General features: G+C 39.2%; 12 protein-coding genes. 6 read left to right on the top strand and 6 right to left on the bottom strand.

Annotated features, from left to right (window positions below):
* Positions 1-2: 2 nt before the first annotated feature.
* The 5 genes from E0D95_RS01950 to E0D95_RS01930 form a co-directional block, all read right to left on the bottom strand.
* Positions 3-419: an ExbD/TolR family protein gene (locus E0D95_RS01950; RefSeq protein ID WP_130802292.1), complete on the bottom strand. Its 417-nt coding sequence runs from the start codon at positions 417-419 to the stop codon at positions 3-5.
* Between the two features lie 13 nt (positions 420-432).
* Positions 433-864: an ExbD/TolR family protein gene (locus E0D95_RS01945; protein ID WP_130802291.1), complete on the bottom strand. Its 432-nt coding sequence runs from the start codon at positions 862-864 to the stop codon at positions 433-435.
* 14 nt (positions 865-878) lie between these two features.
* Positions 879-1745 (bottom strand): MotA/TolQ/ExbB proton channel family protein, encoded by an 867-nt coding sequence (locus E0D95_RS01940; RefSeq protein WP_130802290.1) that lies wholly within the window; start codon positions 1743-1745, stop codon positions 879-881.
* Between the two features lie 29 nt (positions 1746-1774).
* Entirely contained in the window at positions 1775-2479 is a 705-nt protein-coding gene (locus E0D95_RS01935; protein WP_130802289.1) for an energy transducer TonB, read from the bottom strand.
* A gap of 158 nt (positions 2480-2637) precedes the next feature.
* Positions 2638-5304, bottom strand: coding sequence for a TonB-dependent receptor (locus tag E0D95_RS01930; RefSeq protein ID WP_213073690.1), 2667 nt, complete (start codon positions 5302-5304; stop codon positions 2638-2640).
* A gap of 705 nt (positions 5305-6009) precedes the next feature.
* On the opposite strand from E0D95_RS01930, the gene E0D95_RS01925 reads away from it, so the two are divergent.
* The 6 genes from E0D95_RS01925 to E0D95_RS01900 are packed head-to-tail and all read left to right on the top strand — an operon-like array spanning position 6010 to position 15535.
* On the top strand, positions 6010-7767 hold the full coding sequence (locus tag E0D95_RS01925) for an ABC transporter substrate-binding protein (protein WP_228258882.1): 1758 nt from the start codon (positions 6010-6012) through the stop codon (positions 7765-7767).
* 57 nt (positions 7768-7824) lie between these two features.
* Entirely contained in the window at positions 7825-9597 is a 1773-nt protein-coding gene (locus E0D95_RS01920; RefSeq protein WP_228258820.1) for an ABC transporter substrate-binding protein, read from the top strand.
* Between the two features lie 24 nt (positions 9598-9621).
* On the top strand, positions 9622-11691 hold the full coding sequence (locus E0D95_RS01915) for a M3 family metallopeptidase (protein ID WP_431830731.1): 2070 nt from the start codon (positions 9622-9624) through the stop codon (positions 11689-11691).
* A gap of 10 nt (positions 11692-11701) precedes the next feature.
* Entirely contained in the window at positions 11702-12640 is a 939-nt protein-coding gene (locus E0D95_RS01910) for an ABC transporter permease (RefSeq protein WP_130802287.1), read from the top strand.
* A 7-nt stretch (positions 12641-12647) separates the two neighbouring features.
* Positions 12648-13796, top strand: coding sequence for an ABC transporter permease (locus E0D95_RS01905; RefSeq protein WP_130802286.1), 1149 nt, complete (start codon positions 12648-12650; stop codon positions 13794-13796).
* Between the two features lie 17 nt (positions 13797-13813).
* Positions 13814-15535 carry an ABC transporter ATP-binding protein gene (locus tag E0D95_RS01900; RefSeq protein ID WP_130802285.1) on the top strand — a complete coding sequence of 574 codons (1722 nt, stop codon included), beginning with the start codon at positions 13814-13816 and terminating at the stop codon, positions 15533-15535.
* A 70-nt stretch (positions 15536-15605) separates the two neighbouring features.
* Here the strand turns inward: E0D95_RS01900 and rluB are convergent, their stop codons facing one another.
* A complete protein-coding gene (rluB, locus tag E0D95_RS01895) occupies positions 15606-16541 on the bottom strand; it encodes a 23S rRNA pseudouridine(2605) synthase RluB (protein WP_130802284.1) in 936 nt (311 codons plus the stop codon).
* Positions 16542-16547 lie beyond the last annotated feature (6 nt).

Genomic DNA, 16547 nt, shown 5'->3' with positions numbered 1-16547 from the left:
TTTTAATTACTGCTGACGATTCCAATTTTCTTCACATCACTTTGTTGAGCAAGAGCCATCACCATTGCAATGTGTTTGTATTCTGCCTTTGCGTCAGGTTTAAATTTAATCTCATCTTGATCAGTTTTTTTTGCAACTTGATCAAACAAGATTTTTAATGCTTGTCGATCTGCGATAGGTTGATCATTCCAAAATAAATGTCCTTCTTTATCTATGCTTAAATTAATCACTTCAGGTGGTTTATCGACTGTTTGTGGTGGAGGTGTACCATTTGGCAAATTAATATTAATGGCATTGTTTGGTTTTGGAATCGTGATAATAAACATAATTAACAATACCAACATGACATCAATTAAGGGTGTCATGTTGACATCTAGCATCACATCATCATCGTTATTTGGACTGACATTCATCCCCATAGCAAATACCCTCTTATGACTGTGGTGAAGCAGGCGGTGTGGTAACTAAAGCAATTTTGCCAATCCCTGCTTGTTTGCTTGCACTAATGACTTCATCAATTGCATCGTAGTGGGTCAATTGATCACCACGAATATGGACCTCAGGCTGTGGGCGTTTTTTTGCTTCAATTTGAAGTTTATTGACTAATGTCTCTTTATTGGCAACATATTTTTCATTCCAGAATACATCACCATTTTTATTGACAGCCAACTGAATATTTTCAGGTGTATTGGCATAAGGTGTATTTTTCTCCTCAGGCAACTGAACAGGAACAGTATGTACTGCAACAGGAACAGTGATGAGAAAGATAATCAGCAAAACTAGCATAATATCAACCAGTGGGGTTGTATTAATGGTGCCAATTACTTCATCTTCATCGTCATTTGAATTAACCATCATGCCCATGGTTGAGCCCCCACTTATTTTATTTTGCTTTTATTTTGTGGCGTAGATTGAATATCACCACTCAACAACACCGTATGCAAATCAGAACTAAAGCTACGAACACTATCCATAACAGCTTTATTACGCCGAGTGAGCCAATTGTAACCAAGGACGGCGGGTACAGCGACAGCGAGACCAATTGCAGTCATAATCAAAGCTTCACCTACTGGACCTGCTACCTTATCAATTGATGCTTGTCCCGAAATTCCGATTGCAGTCAGTGCATGATAGATCCCCCATACTGTACCGAATAGCCCGACAAACGGTGCAGTAGAGCCGACTGTCGCCAAGAAGGCTAAACCGCCACTTAAGTGACCTTGCACTTTATCAATGGCACGTTGAATTGAAATCGTCACCCAAGTATTAAAGTCGATACGTTCTAGTAATGTACCATCGTGATTTTTGGTTGAATTAACGCCTTTTTCAGAAATAAAGCGAAATACACTACCTTCTTCTAAATTTTTAGGTGCTGCTTCAATACTTACGCTGTCCCAAAAATCATGTTCCGCTCGTTTACCATCACGTTTGATTTTAGATTGCTGGAAAAACTTGGTTATCATGATGTACCACGTTCCGATTGACATCAGGACTAAAATAAATAGGGTTGATTTAGCAACTATATCGCCCTCGCGCCATAGTGCCTCTAAACCGTAGGGGTTATGAACTTTTTCAGAAGTTGCAGGTAACGGAGGTGGCGTATGTTCTCCAGCAGTTGTGGTTGTCGTAGCTGCTACTGGTGCTGTACTTTCTTCGGCATAGACATTACTAAAGGGTAACAGCGTGCTTGCAATTAAAAGGCTTGCTGATGCAACAGTTTTGAAGGGTTTCATAACTTTATTCATTCATAATCTCCAAATTTTTATTTAATTCATTAGTCCAAAACAAATTCATAAGGAATGTCATACCATGATTCTTGTGCTTCACCATCTTTAAGTGCTGGCTTAAATGTGCACAAGCTAAATGCTTTTGATGCAGCACGGTCTAGGCTTTTACTGCCACTCGATTTTTTGACTTTGGCTTCTTTGACCTTGCCGTTGGTATCCACTAATACGGAAATGGTCACGCTACCTTGCTCCTCATTTTGTAAAGCATCACGAGGATAGTCTGGTTGCTTGCAGCCAGCTTCACCGTTTGATACACCACGCGTTGCACCAACTGGTTTTGGTGCAGGTGCAGGCGCTGGTGTGGCCATAGGCGCAGCGACTGGACTCGGAGATGCTGCCATAGTTGGTGTTGGGGGCGTCGTCGCTTTAGTAGGTTGACTTGGAGCGACAGGTGCTGTTTTTTGCACTTTTTCGACCTTTTCAACTGGCTTTTCTGGCTCAGGTGTTTTCATCACCTCTTTCACCACTTTGGGAGGCTCTGGTGGAATCTCTATCGGCTTTGGTTTTTCTGGTTCTGGTGGCTTATCTTGAATAATCTGTAGTTCTACAGGTTTTTCTACGGGTTTTTCAACTGTTTGATTTAAACCGTTCAAAAGTGCGTAAAAAATAACAAGATGCAGAAAAATAACTGCCCCAATCCCAATCAGGCGTTTAGCAGAATTACTTTCTAATTCTGTGACATTATTGCCCATTGTTACTCCTGAAATTTGAGACAAATAACAAATAGTGAAATGATGAAGCTGAAACTTAAGGTCATTTCAATATGTTTTATTTGGCTTAAATCAAGTGATACATTTTATGGTGGAAGCACTTTGTATCAAACGATACAAAGCACCGAAACAAACACCTATTAGAATTTATATGTGCCTCTGAGGAAATAAGTACGTCCAGTTGGGTCGCTATAACGAGGGTCATAGCCATACTGAAAGTTATCCATTACATTTGACGCTGCTGGCTCTGCATTGAATAAATTCTTAATACCACCAGTCAGCTCTAAGTTTTTAAAGCCTTTATAGGTGCCTGAAACATTGTAAAGTACATAGTCACTGACTTTATGGTGATCATATTCGTCATCGCCAATAGCATTTTGGTCTTCATAACCACGGTAGAATTCCTGTTCAAACACCATTTTCCAGTTTTGATAGCTCCAATTGAGATTGGCTATATGTTTCCAGCGTAGAATTGCAGGGTCATCATATGTACCAACCTTACTTTCCCATTCGCCATCTTTTTCCTCTTGTTTTTTATATTTCATGACATAAGTGCCATCAACTCCAAAGCCAAAACGACCAGTTGATGTCATTGGGCTAAGGTAATTTAATGATAAATCAATACCTTGAGTTCTAACTCCCCCCATGTTGACTAGTGTGGTATTAACATAATCAATGGTTCCATCTGATTTTCGAACAAAGCGATCAGCATATTTCACAGGATCTTTAAAGATCATTGCATCGCTAACGGTATCAATTAAATCATCAATTTTGATATTGAAATAATCAACAGTCATAACCAGATTTTTTACAGGCTCAAATACAAAACCAGCAGTCAAAGATTTTGATTCTTCTGGTTGTAAGTCTTTAGAGCCACCTTGCATACGATAAAACTGGGTATTACATTCAGATTTATATTGATTAGGCGTGTTGGCTAAACCATTAGGACACAGAACAGGATCGTCATAGCGCGCACCTGTATAGGTTCTGCTCTGAGGTGAATTCATGTCATAAAGACTTGGAGCCCGGAAGCCTGTACTATACGAAGTACGAAACATCAATTGTTTGATTGGTTCCCAACGGAATGCAACTTTTGGATTAAAAGTATCACCAAAGTCACTATAATCATCGTAACGAGCAGCAAGTTGTGCCTCAAGTGTTTTAGTAATAGGCACATGAAGCTCTGTAAATGCTGCACGAATATCTCGATCACCTTTACTTTCTGGTTTGGTTGGATCTATGCCACTGCCTGGAACTTGACTGACAATGTCAGCGTTTACTTTTGATTTCCAGTCTTGTTGACTGAAACTTGCGCCTATAGCTAATCCGACATCGCCTGCAGGTAATGTATAAATTGGTCGGCTGACAGTGATATCAACTGTCGTTGCATCCAGTGTTGCTTTATTTGAGTCGCCTTTGGTTTCAAAAGATTGCCAGATACCAGAGTCTGCACTCGCACCAAATGGATTCAATGACCCATCATTCAACGCAGATTGAACTTTACTCTGATTAAGATAACCTCCTGCAAAACTATCTGTGGCTTCACTTTTCGCATAGGTTACACCGGTATTGATATCCCAACCATAAGCCTCACCTTCAATTCCTGTAAAAATACGATGTGATTCACTGATAGTTTCTGAAATACGATTACCTGCCTGCGAACGTAAACGTAGGACTAATGGGTCACCGCTGAGTCCGCTATCCGTTGGGTAATATGGGCTAGTTGATGGTAGTGTCAGTTGAGGGGTGCTTAGTGTGCTGTAGACATCGGGGGCAATAGACGTTGTGACTTCATTACGTGAATAGATATATTCAGCAATCGCATTAAATGAATCATTGAGTTTTAAAGTACCGCGACCTAATGCTGATATGGTTTCAGTTTTAGGGACAATACCGATTAATGCTTGTGTATTTAAATAACAGAGACCGCCATCCTCTACAGTATTGGGAGTATTGTTACAATTGGCATTGCCAGTTGGATTGCCGCTAACTTTTGTTGTTGGATCAAAGTAATTGGCAGGAAAAGCATTCCCTGAACTTGCATCAATTCCCAATTCTGGTATTAAACCACCACGACGACTGATTTTACGGTCTTTTGCCATAATATCATTGGCATGTCTATAATCGATCACTCCAAAAACATTAAATCCTTGTTCATCCAGATTACCGTATCCACCAAAAATAGAGACATCTTGCTTATCTCCGCCTTTTTCTTCAGGCTGATTTAAACCACCTGTAATGCTTAAGCCTTCATAGCTTTTCTTGGTAATAAAGTTGATGACCCCGGCGATAGCATCTGCACCATATACTGCGGAAGCACCATCACGTAGGATTTCAATCCGATCAATCATGGCCATTGGAATGATATTGAGATTCGTTGAACCCGTTAAAAAAGCGTTGTTGGCTAAACGACGACCATTTAATAAGACCAGTGTTTTATCTGAACCTAAACCACGTAAGTTAGCGGAAGCCCCTTCAGTTGCACTTGATCCAACATTTTGAGCTGTCGAAAAACCTGCTTGGTTAGCACTGACACGGGTGAGTGCTTCTTCAACAGTTGTAACACCTTGGCTAGCTAGATCTTCACCTTTAATAATGGTAATTGGAGAAGCACTTTGTGCTGCGATGCCTTTAATTGATGAACCCGTGACTGTTACCTTAGCAACTTTGATTGGTTTTTCGGCAGTGTTACTTTCCTCAGCAGCATAAGCTGTCAAATACATCATGCTCAGGCTAAGTGTACTTAGTTTTAGAATGTTTCTGCCAATTGATGGCTTCATTTTATCCCCAGTTTTGTTGGCTATCATGGTAAAAGTATTCCTTTTTGTTGTAACCGCGATATTGCTAATTGTGTTCAAAGCAATAGAGATGCCAGTTTTATATTTTTTTTTATGAAATTTTTTTTTATGTTTTTAATTGTTGATTTTTAATATTTTATTTTTTTATATCTATTTTTTTCTTACTTTTAGAACAGTGTAAGTAGAAATCGGAAATATTGAAGATATTTTTTAAATTTGTTTTTTTATATTTGGAGAATAAGTGAAAATCCAAGTTATATCAAAAAGTTATTAATTTAATAAAAAAAAGTAATGCTATTTTTTGTTTTAAAAAAATAAGTAAATTCAAATTGTTAAGTATTTTTTATTTTTAATTATGAAGATTTTTTTACTATTTGTAATGATTGATTCGTTTTTGGTGCATTTTTCTGTTCTGTAAAAAATCTAGCACCATTTTAATTCTTGGTAAAAAAAATGAAAAAAGTAAGTAGTTTCCATTTTCTTAAATAATTTTGGTAAAAACAGAGATATTTCACTTTTTTTTAATTTTTAAAAAGGCTGGCATGAATTTCGCTTAGATGTAACATCCTGCAAGTCGGTCATTATTCTTCATCATATTTTTTTCGCTAATTTTTTAAATAAATTGATGATAACGTTGTGATGCAGATAAAGTTGGTTTGCATGAGATAAAATAATCATTGGGATCAGGTAAAATTGAATAAAACAAAAATCAATATAGCGATTGCATTACTGGCAATAACATCTGGGCTTAGCTTACAATTGCACGCCGATGCACAAGCCAATAAAGTCTTAAATGTTGCTTTTGAAGCACCAGATGATGGTTTTGACATGGTCAAAACTTATAATTACTACAGCGGTAAAATTGCAGAAGTTATTTTTGAGCCCTTATTAACATATGACTATCTGGCACGTCCCGTTCAGTTGATTCCCAATACGGCTGAGGCGATGCCTAAAATTGAACAAGATGGTAAGGTGTATACCTTTGAAATAAAACGCGGTATTTATTTTTCTAACGATCCTGCTTTCAAGGGAAAACCGAGAGAGCTGACAGCACAAGATTATATTTATTCGATACAGCGTATTTTAGATCCTAAAAATAGATCGACAACCTATTCTTTTTTAAATGGAAAAATTGTAGGAGCAGATGCAGCCGTTGCCGCAGCAAAAAAAACAGGGAAATTTAATTATGCTGCTCCTATTCAAGGTTTAAAAGCATTAGATCGTTATACTTTGCAAATTACTTTGGTGCGTCCAGATTATAATTTTCAATATATTTTAGCTTATGTCACTTTAGGGGCGGTAGCCAAAGAAGTTGTTGATTATTATGGAGATCGTATTGGACAGCATCCTGTGGGTACAGGGCCTTATCAACTTAGTAAATATATGCCACGCAGTAAAATTGAATTGATTGCCAATCCAAACTATCGTGGTTTTGTCTGGAATTTTAAATCGACAGGGACGGCATGGGATAATCAGTTAGTTAAGCACATGTCGGGCAAAAAAATGCCCCAAATTGGCAAAGTTAATGTAAGTATTATTGAAGAAGAACAATCACGCTGGTTGGCGTTCAAAACTGGACAATTAGATTTTGATAAACTCACTGCAAACGCTGTTTCTCAAGCCTTGGATGGTAAAAAATTAAAACCTGAGTTGACTAAACAAGGCATTCAACTGTTTCAGGTCAAAGATCCAGAGTTAATTTATACAACATTTAATATGCAAGACCCCATTGTAGGAGGTTTTAGCTTAGAGAAAATTGCGTTAAGGCGTGCAATAAGCCTCGCTTATAATCAAGATGAAGCAATTAAGCAAATTTATAAAGGTCAGGCGGTTAAAAATGAAATGATTTTACCTGAAGGTATTCAGGGCTATGATCCAAATTATAAAAGTAGTGTTGCGTATAACCCGTTACTTGCGAATAAATTGCTAGATCGGTTTGGTTATAAAAAAAGGGCGGATGGTTATCGAAATTTACCTAATGGCCAGCCCCTAATTATAAAAATGATGACAGAAAATAGTTCAAGCTCTGTGGTTCAGTCTGAACTCTGGAAGAAGAATCTGGATGCAATTGGTATTCGGGTTAGTTTTGTAGTGAGTAATTTTGCAGACAATATGAAAGCAGCTATACAGTGTAAATATATGATGTGGGGTTCTTCTTGGATTGCAGATTATCCCGAAGGAGAAAATTTTGTGCAATTATTATATGGTCCAAATTCTGGGCAAGGAAATATCAGTTGTTATCAATCTAAAGCCTACGATGCACTGTATGAACATGCTATGTCTTTGCCTATTGCACAACGTTTGAGTGATTATCAAAAAATTAGCCGGCAAGTTGAAGCAGATAACCCATGGATTGTACAAAGTTCACGTATTCGTAATTGGGTGATGCATCCGCAAGTACAAGGTTTTAAAGCACATCCTATGTTGGGAACCAACTGGCAATATTTAGATATTCAGCCAGTCAAAAAATAAATAAAGTAAATTGGATTAAGCATGAATGATTGTAATCAGATTCTAAAACGATGGAGCATGGCAGTTTTAACTAGTGCTGTGTTATTAGCCAGTCAAAGTTCAGTTTTCGCAAAAAGTTTTGCTGATCCAAACAAAGTCCTACGTTATGTATTTCCTGTTGCTGAAACTGGGTTTGACCCTGCGGCTGTCCATGATCTTTATTCAGCACATGTGAATACCTCTATTTTTGAACCACTTTATACTTATGATTATCTTGCTTCACCAGCCAAATTGGTTCCACGGACTGCTGAAGCAATGCCGGAAATTAGTGCCGATGGTTTGACTTATACCATTCATCTAAAAAAAGGAATTTATTTTGCGGATGACCCTGTTTTTAAGGGAAAAAAACGTGAACTGACCTCATACGATTATGCGTACACATTTAAGCGCCTGCTTGATCCAAATTTACATTCCCCAAATAGTTGGGTGTTTGATGGTCGTATTTTAGGAATGGATGCGCTACTCAAGCAGGCTCAAACAACAGGTAAGTTTAATTATGATCAGCCTGTGGAGGGTATTCAAACCCCAGATCGTTATACGTTAGTGATCCGTTTGGTCAGTCCTGATCAAAATTTTCCGATGTTACTAGCACACAATCCTACAGGTGCAGTAGCGCGTGAAGTGATAGAAAAATATCGTGACAAAGCTGGCTTTGTCATGGGGCATCCTGTGGGTACAGGACCGTATGTACTAAGTAAATGGATACCCGGTTCCAGAATTATTTTAAAGGCTAATCCCAATTTTAGTAGCTTTATTTGGAATTTTAAAGCCTCTTCGCCTGAAGATCAGAAGATCGTTGGTGCGATGAAAGGCAAAAATATGCCACAAATCGGAGTGATTGATATACAGGTGATGGAGGAAGGGCAATCACGTTGGTTATCCTTTGTTAAAGATCAAACCGATTTAATGGCATTGGAAGGGGAAATTACGGTACAAGCTTTAGATAAAGGTAAACTGAAACCAGAACTGGCAAAAAAAGGCATTCAACTGTCACGTATTTCCGATCCATCTTTAGATTACTACTATTGGAATATGCGTAATCCTGTGGTGGGTGGTTTAGGTAAAGAAAAAATTGCATTGCGTCGTGCTATGGCGATGGCGTTTTCAGCGAAGAATTACGCCAATATTTTGATGAATGGTGATATGCAAAAACTTCAATCACCGATTCCACCTAGTGTCAGTGGTTATGATCCAAATTATAAAAGCAGTATTCCGTATTCAGTCAAGGCGGCCAATTTATTATTGGATCGTTATCACTATAAAGTCGGTGCAGATGGCTGGCGGACTTTGCCGAATGGTCAACCCTTAATGATTGAGATGACCATTTCAGGTAATAGTGCTCGTAGTCAGCAGCAAGCCGAATTTTTTAAAAAGACATTGGATGGCATCAAAATCAAAATGACCAGCAAATCAATGCCTTTTTCTGAAGCTTTAAAACTGGAAAAACAATGTAAAACCATGTTTAAAGCCTCGGCTTGGATTGCGGATTATCCTGATGCTGATAACTTTATGCAGTTGTTTTATGGCAAAAATATTAACGTAACCAATAATGCCTGTGTCGAAATTCCTGAATATGATCGCTTATATGAACAAACTCAAAAAATGCATCCAGGACCAGAGCGTGATGCACTGTATCGTAAAATGTCACGATTATTGGAAGTTTATATGCCTATGCAAGTCATGGGTGCGCGCTATCGAAATGTCTTGGCACAGCCTCGTGTAATTGGTTTTAAAAAGCATCCAATTTTGCCAGCAGAATGGATGTATATCGATATTGATATGAAGAAATAGAAATTAAGGAAAACTGGAGAACGCATGAATACCATCATAAGCCGAAAAAACAACCGTAAGATTTTTAAACTATCTATCTTATGTTTCGCGACTATGGCAGCAAGTTCACTGTCTTTGGCAGATGCATCTAAAACAGAAGTGATTAAAACTGACGCAGTAAAACGTGAGACTTTGCCAAAATTTACAGCTAAAGAAATTCCTGCTTTATGTGAGGCAAAAATTGTCGAGACGCAAAAACAATTGGATGCTTTTGCCGCGGAACCTTTGGTACAAGATAGCGCTGCTGCATCTGTTTTAGCCAAGTGGGATGCAATTTTTGCTAGCTTTGAAAATTTTTCTGGACCAGTCAGTTTTTATAGTAATGTCGATCCAGATGAAAAAATACGTCAAGCCTCAGAAGATTGTGAAGTTAAAATGAGTGAGTTTCAGACAGGCGTTTTTCAGGATGCAAGACTCTATCAAAAGATAAAAAGAATTCAGCCAAATGATGCCATTGACACTAAGTATCGGCAAGATATTTTACAAGCTTTTGAAAATACAGGTGTACAACTGAGTGCGGATAAACAAGTCCGTTTGAAAGATATCATGCTTCAATTGACTAAAATAGAACAAGAATATGCGCGTAATGTCCGTGATAACCCCGAAAAATTAGAATTTACTCCTGCTGAATTGAAAGGTCTGCCTCAAAGTTATATTGATGGTTTAAAGAAAAACGACAAAGGCAATTACCGACTCGGTTTTGAATATCCTGAATATCAGCCTTTTATGCAGTTTGCAGATAATGATAGTGCAAGAAAGCGTTATCAGATTGCATTTACTCGTCGTGGCGGGGAGCAAAATTTACAGTTGCTTAAGCAAGCGGTGGATTTACGTTATGAGCTGGCACAGTTGTTTGGTAAATCTAGTTATGCCGAATGGGTTCTAGAAAATCGTATGGCGAAGACTCCTGAAGCTGTCAATCAATTCCTAAATTCCATACACGATAAAGTTGTGCCGCTAGAAAAACAGGAAGTCAAAACCTTACAAGAATTTAAAGCAAAAACGCTAAAGATTCCATTTAAACAAGCCAAGATCGAACGTTGGAGTGAAGCATATTGGAGTGAGAAATTACGTCAAGCTAAGTATCAGATTGATCAGGAAAAGATGCGTGAATATTTCCCAACGCAAGCTGCACAAGATTGGTTGTTTGCGATTTCATCCAATCTTTATGGAATTCAGTTTAAACCAGTTAAGGTTGATGTCTGGCAAGCTGAAGTTGAATATTATGATGTGGTCGATAGTAAGACAGGTGAATTGTTAGGCGGTTTATATATGGACCGTTTTCCGCGTCAAGGCAAGTATGGTCATGCCGCGGTTTGGTCTATTTACAATGGCAGTAGCCTAACTCAACGTAAACCGATTTCAGCTTTGGTCACCAATTTCAACCGTAAAGGTTTAAACAGTGATGAATTGGAAACTTTTGTGCATGAATTTGGACATGCCTTACATGGCATTTTATCGAATACTCGTTATGCGTCGCAGGCAGGTACGTCGGTTGAGCGTGATTTTGTAGAAGCGCCATCCCAGATGTATGAAGAATGGGCGCGTCGTCAAGAAACCTTATCAAAAGTTGCAAATTATTGTAATCCAGCATGCCCGCAGGTAGATGATGCCTTAATCAAAAAACTCAATGCAGTACATAGCTATGGTCGTGGCTTGTTTTATGCCCGTCAAACTTTATATGCGCAATATGATATGGCATTACATTCAAACGATGCACTTAAACTTCAACCTTTAGAGGTTTGGAAGAACATGGAAGGAAAGACGGCATTGGGATATGTGCCAACGACAGAATTTCCAGGTCAATTTGGACATCTGATGGGGGGGTATCAAGCAGGTTACTATGGCTATATGTGGTCTGAAGTCATTGCGCTGGATATGCTATCTGCCTTTGGTGATAATCTGAATAATCCAGAGGTTGGGCAGCGTTATCGTCAGGCAATTTTATCACAAGGCAGTCAAAAAGATGCAGAAAAAATGGTGGAAGACTTCTTGGGTCGTAAACCAGATAATAAAGCCTTTTTTGATGAAATTAATGGTCAACGGGTGAAATAAGGGGCGGTTTATGCTGGCATATCTTATACGCCGACTCTGGCAAATGATTCCGACCATGCTGGGTGTGGTTTTGCTGATTTTCTTTCTATTTAACTGGGTGGGTGGTGATCCGGCTTATGTGTTGGCAGGAAAAATGTCAAACCCTGAGCAAATTGAAAATATTCGCCAGCAATTAGGGGTTGATCAACCTTATTACGTTCAATTGTGGATCTTTATTAAGCAAATTTTAACATTTGACTATGGTCTGAGTTGGAGTACAGGTGAGCCAGTATCACAAATTATTATGACCCGTTTAGGACCTTCGCTGACCTTACTGATTCCACTGACCATTTTACAAACTGTCATTTCAGTGATTCTTGCTCTGGCTGTGGCCGCTGTGCGAGGTACTTTAACGGATCGCATGATCATGATGCTTTGTACTATTGCCATGTCGATTAGTATTTTGGTGTACATCATTGTATTTCAGTATGTACTGGCTTATCAGCTCAGTTGGTTTCCTGTTCAGGGGTGGAGTGATGATTTTTCCCAAAACTTATTTAAATATTCATTATTACCCATTTTGATTATGTTGGTGGTGAGTATTGCGCCAACATTACGACTCTACCGCAGTTTTGTACTAGATGAAGTCAACCAAGATTATGTCCGTACTGCACGTGCCAAAGGGGTTGGCGAAAGTCGCATTTTAGGAGTTCACGTTCTGCGTAATGCTGCTATTCCTATTGTGACCGATGTCATGTCGAGTTTGCCTGCATTGTTGATTGGGGCTTTTTTAATTGAACGGTTTTTTGGTATACCGGGCATTGGGCGAGAGGTCATTATTGCGGTCGAACGTAGTGATTTTCCTGTGATTAAAGCGATTACGGTGTATGTTGCCGCTGCGACCATGATTTTTAACCTGATTGCCGATCTGGTGTATAAATTGATCGATCCACGTGTACAGTTGAAGTAGGTGGATTATGTTAGATACCTTACTCAAAAGAAAAAACAACGACATCACGGCAAAGCCATCTTCAGGTTTGTGGAAACTCGCCATGAAAAGGCTCAAAGCTGATCGCATCGCGATGTTGTCCTTAGTGATTGTGCTGATCTATTTTATCATTTTAGGATTGTCAATGACGGGTTTGATTGCGTCTAACTGGAATCAAGAGGTCGCGGTAAGTTATGCGCCGCCAACTTTTATGGGAGCCGATAAGACACAAAGCCAAGAAATGCAAGTTTCAGGGCAAACTGCAACTCAGGCTGTGCCAGAGAATCCTGTTGATCCTTTAAAAGATGTGATTCATGAGTTAAATCAAGAGATTCAGACTGAACAAGGCATGAATGGTGGCGTGGACTATTATGGCGTGCAAGACCCATTGGCTGAAGATATGAAAGCCATTGATCAGCAGCTAGGTGGTCATTTAATGGATGACAAAAAGGTCCTAAAAACAACTTTGGTTTTAGGTGCTGATAAATGGGGACAAGATGTTTTGTTAAAAACCATTAAAGGTGCTGAGACTTCGATTTGGGTAGGATTACTTTCAGCGTTATTAGCAGTGATAATCGGGACGGTATTGGGAGCTTTGGCGGGTTATTTTGGTGGCTGGACAGACGATATCTTAAACTGGTTCTACAATATTTTTACTTCTATTCCGTACTTGTTACTGGTTTTGGCAATTGCTGCTGTGTTGCAACAAAAAGGGATTGTGTCGATTATTCTAATTTTGGGGTTAACGGGATGGACGGGCGTATTTCGTTTGATTCGTGCCGAATATATGAAACACAAATCGCGTGAATATGTCATGGCGGCGAAAGCGATTGGGGTTGGACATATGCGCCGTATGTTTGTGCATATTTTTCCAAATGTCAGTCATATTGCTTTAGTACAGATGTCAATTTTAGTTGTAGCATTTATCAAATCTGAAGTGATTTTAAGTTTCCTTGGTTTTGGGGTTCCTGTGGGGGTGGTATCTTGGGGCAGTATGCTCAGTGAAGCACAAAGCGAATTAATTTTGGGGAAATGGTGGCAACTGGCAGCAGCATCAATTGCGATGGCTGTATTGGTGACGGCATTTTCAATGTTTACTGATGCATTGCGTGATGCATTAGATCCTAAACTGAAATAGTACGGGAGTGAGTAAAGATGCATGATCAGAATCAAGACTTGTTATTAAAGGTTGATCATCTCCATGTCAGTTTTAAGGATGAGAACAAACAGTGGAATGAAACAGTAAAAGGAATTTCATTTGCAATTCCCAAAAATAAAACGGTTGCTTTAGTTGGGGAGTCTGGTAGTGGAAAATCTGTAACTTCTTTGGCGGTTATGGGTTTATTACCTAAAGGTCAAAGTCAGATTTCAGCTCAATCGAAAATTTTTTTTGAAGATCAGGATTTACTCAATTTATCCACCTCTGAGCTTCGAAAAATTTGTGGTAAAGACATTGCCATGATTTTTCAGGAGCCGATGTCTTCGCTTAATCCTGTTTTTACCGTGGGCGATCAGATTGCAGAAGTATTGCGTTTACATTTGGGGATGCGACGTAAGCAAGCGAAAGCTAGAGTACTTGAGTTATTAAAAGAAGTTGGTATTCCTGCACCTGAGAAGAAAATAAATGCATTTCCAGGCGAGTTATCGGGTGGACAGCAACAACGCGTCATGATTGCGATGGCGATTGCCTGCGAACCAAAATTACTGATTGCAGATGAACCTACCACAGCCTTGGATGTCACTATTCAAAAGCAAATTATTGATTTACTTGAGTCATTGCGTCAACGTCGACAGATGTCGATGTTATTTATTACGCATGATTTGGCTTTAGTTGGTGAAATTGCGGATGAAGTGATTGTGATGCGACATGGTGAAATTCGTGAACATGGCGATGTAAAACAAGTTTTAGAGCAGCCTAAAGACGTTTATACCCGTGCGTTATTAATGTGTCGTCCGCAAATTTCCAAGCGCCCCTATCGTTTACCTGTGACCAACGATTTTATGAAGATGGAAAATGGTCAATTGATAGAATCGGTTAATTTATCTGATTTACATTTGAAAGAGCGTCAAAGAGGTCTCTCTGGTTATGAGCCAATCGTGCTGGACGTCAAAGACTTAAAAAAATCATTTTTTAGTCGTAGAGGGCTATGGTCTAAAGATGAGTTTAAAGCGGTTAAAGGTGTATCTTTTCAATTAGCAAAAGGTAAAACGTTAGGGTTAGTGGGAGAGTCGGGTTCAGGTAAAACCACGATTGGCCTATTGCTCATGCGATTACACGAAGCAACAGGTGGGCAAGCTTTAATTGATGGCAAAGATATTTTATCCATGTCGGAAAAAGAGTTTGCTCATTATCAACGAAAAATTCAGATTATTTTTCAAAATCCGTACGCCTCTTTAAATCCACGTTTTACGATAGGTCAGATTTTACTTGAACCAATGCAAATTCATGGTATTGGCGCGAACGATGCTGAGCGTAAACAAATTGCTCTCAGCTTGCTTGAGCGTGTTAGCTTACCCGCACAGGCTTACGATCGTTATCCACATGAGTTTTCAGGGGGACAGCGTCAGCGAATTGCGATTGCACGCTGTTTGACATTGAAGCCAGAAATCTTAATTTGTGATGAGTCTGTTTCTGCACTGGATGTTTCAGTACAAGCACAAGTATTGAATTTATTACAAGATTTGCAGGATGAGTTTGGTTTGAGTTATATCTTTATTTCACACGATTTATCGGTGGTAAAATATATTTCTGATCAAGTAATGGTGATGAATCATGGTGAAGTGGTAGAGATTGCCAATTCAGATGAACTGTATTTGCATCCTCAGCATGAATATACCAAAAAATTATTGACTGCGATTCCGAAAGGTATTGCTTAAACAGTCAGTCCATTTATTTGATCAAAAAAACGCTCAATAATTTGAGCGTTTCTTTGATCATCAAAAATGATTAAAACTTTTTAAAGCTTTTATTTTGTCCAAAGCTCTTGCGTTGTGTAAATGGCTTAGATGAGGTATTTTCAGCTTGTTGATCATCTGTATCACGTTTTTGCTGACGTAAATAACCACCGCGACGTGCTGCCATTGGTTTTTCGACCATACGTTCAGTACGACGTTTTGCCATACCGTAAAGCCCTGTACCCTGACGTGGTTTAAGCTCAACCAGCTTGGTCAGATTGTCGATATCGGCTTTATCCAGCTCCATCCAACGACCGGTACGAAGTTCACGTGGTAAAATCACAGAACCATAACGGGTACGAAGTAGGCGACTCACTTTTAAACCCTGTGATTCAAATAAACGACGTACTTCACGATTACGGCCTTCCTTCACCACCACTTGATACCAGCGATTAATTCCATCACCACCCAGTTCAGAGAAAGATTCAAACTTGGCAGGACCATCATCCAGCACCACACCTTTTACAAGCGTTTGGCGAATTTGTGGTGTCACTTCTCCCATGACACGGACAGCGTATTCACGTTCAACTTCATTGGACGGATGCATTAAGCGATTGGCAAGTTCACCGTCATTTGTGAAAAGCAATAAACCTGTACTGTTAATGTCCAGACGACCCACCATCACCCAACGGTCATTCGCAATTTGTGGAAGATGATCAAATACGGTTGGGCGTTGCTCAGGATCATTGCGCGAACAGATTTCACCCTCAGGTTTATAATAAATCAGCACACGACGACGAATTTCATCTTCGATTTGAAACTGAACTTTACGACCATCAATACGTAATTCATCGCCTGGTTCGATTCGTTCGCCTACCTGCGCAATCTGACCATTTACACTGACGCGACCAGCGGCAATAACCTCTTCCATATATCGACGTGAACCGAGACCGATTCGCGCTAATACTTTTTGCAATTTTTCACTCATGACAGC

Origin of the sequence: Acinetobacter ihumii (assembly GCF_900625095.1) — a bacterium.
Lineage (GTDB): Bacteria > Pseudomonadota > Gammaproteobacteria > Pseudomonadales > Moraxellaceae > Acinetobacter > Acinetobacter ihumii.
This window is presented reverse-complemented; position numbering and strand designations above follow the sequence as displayed.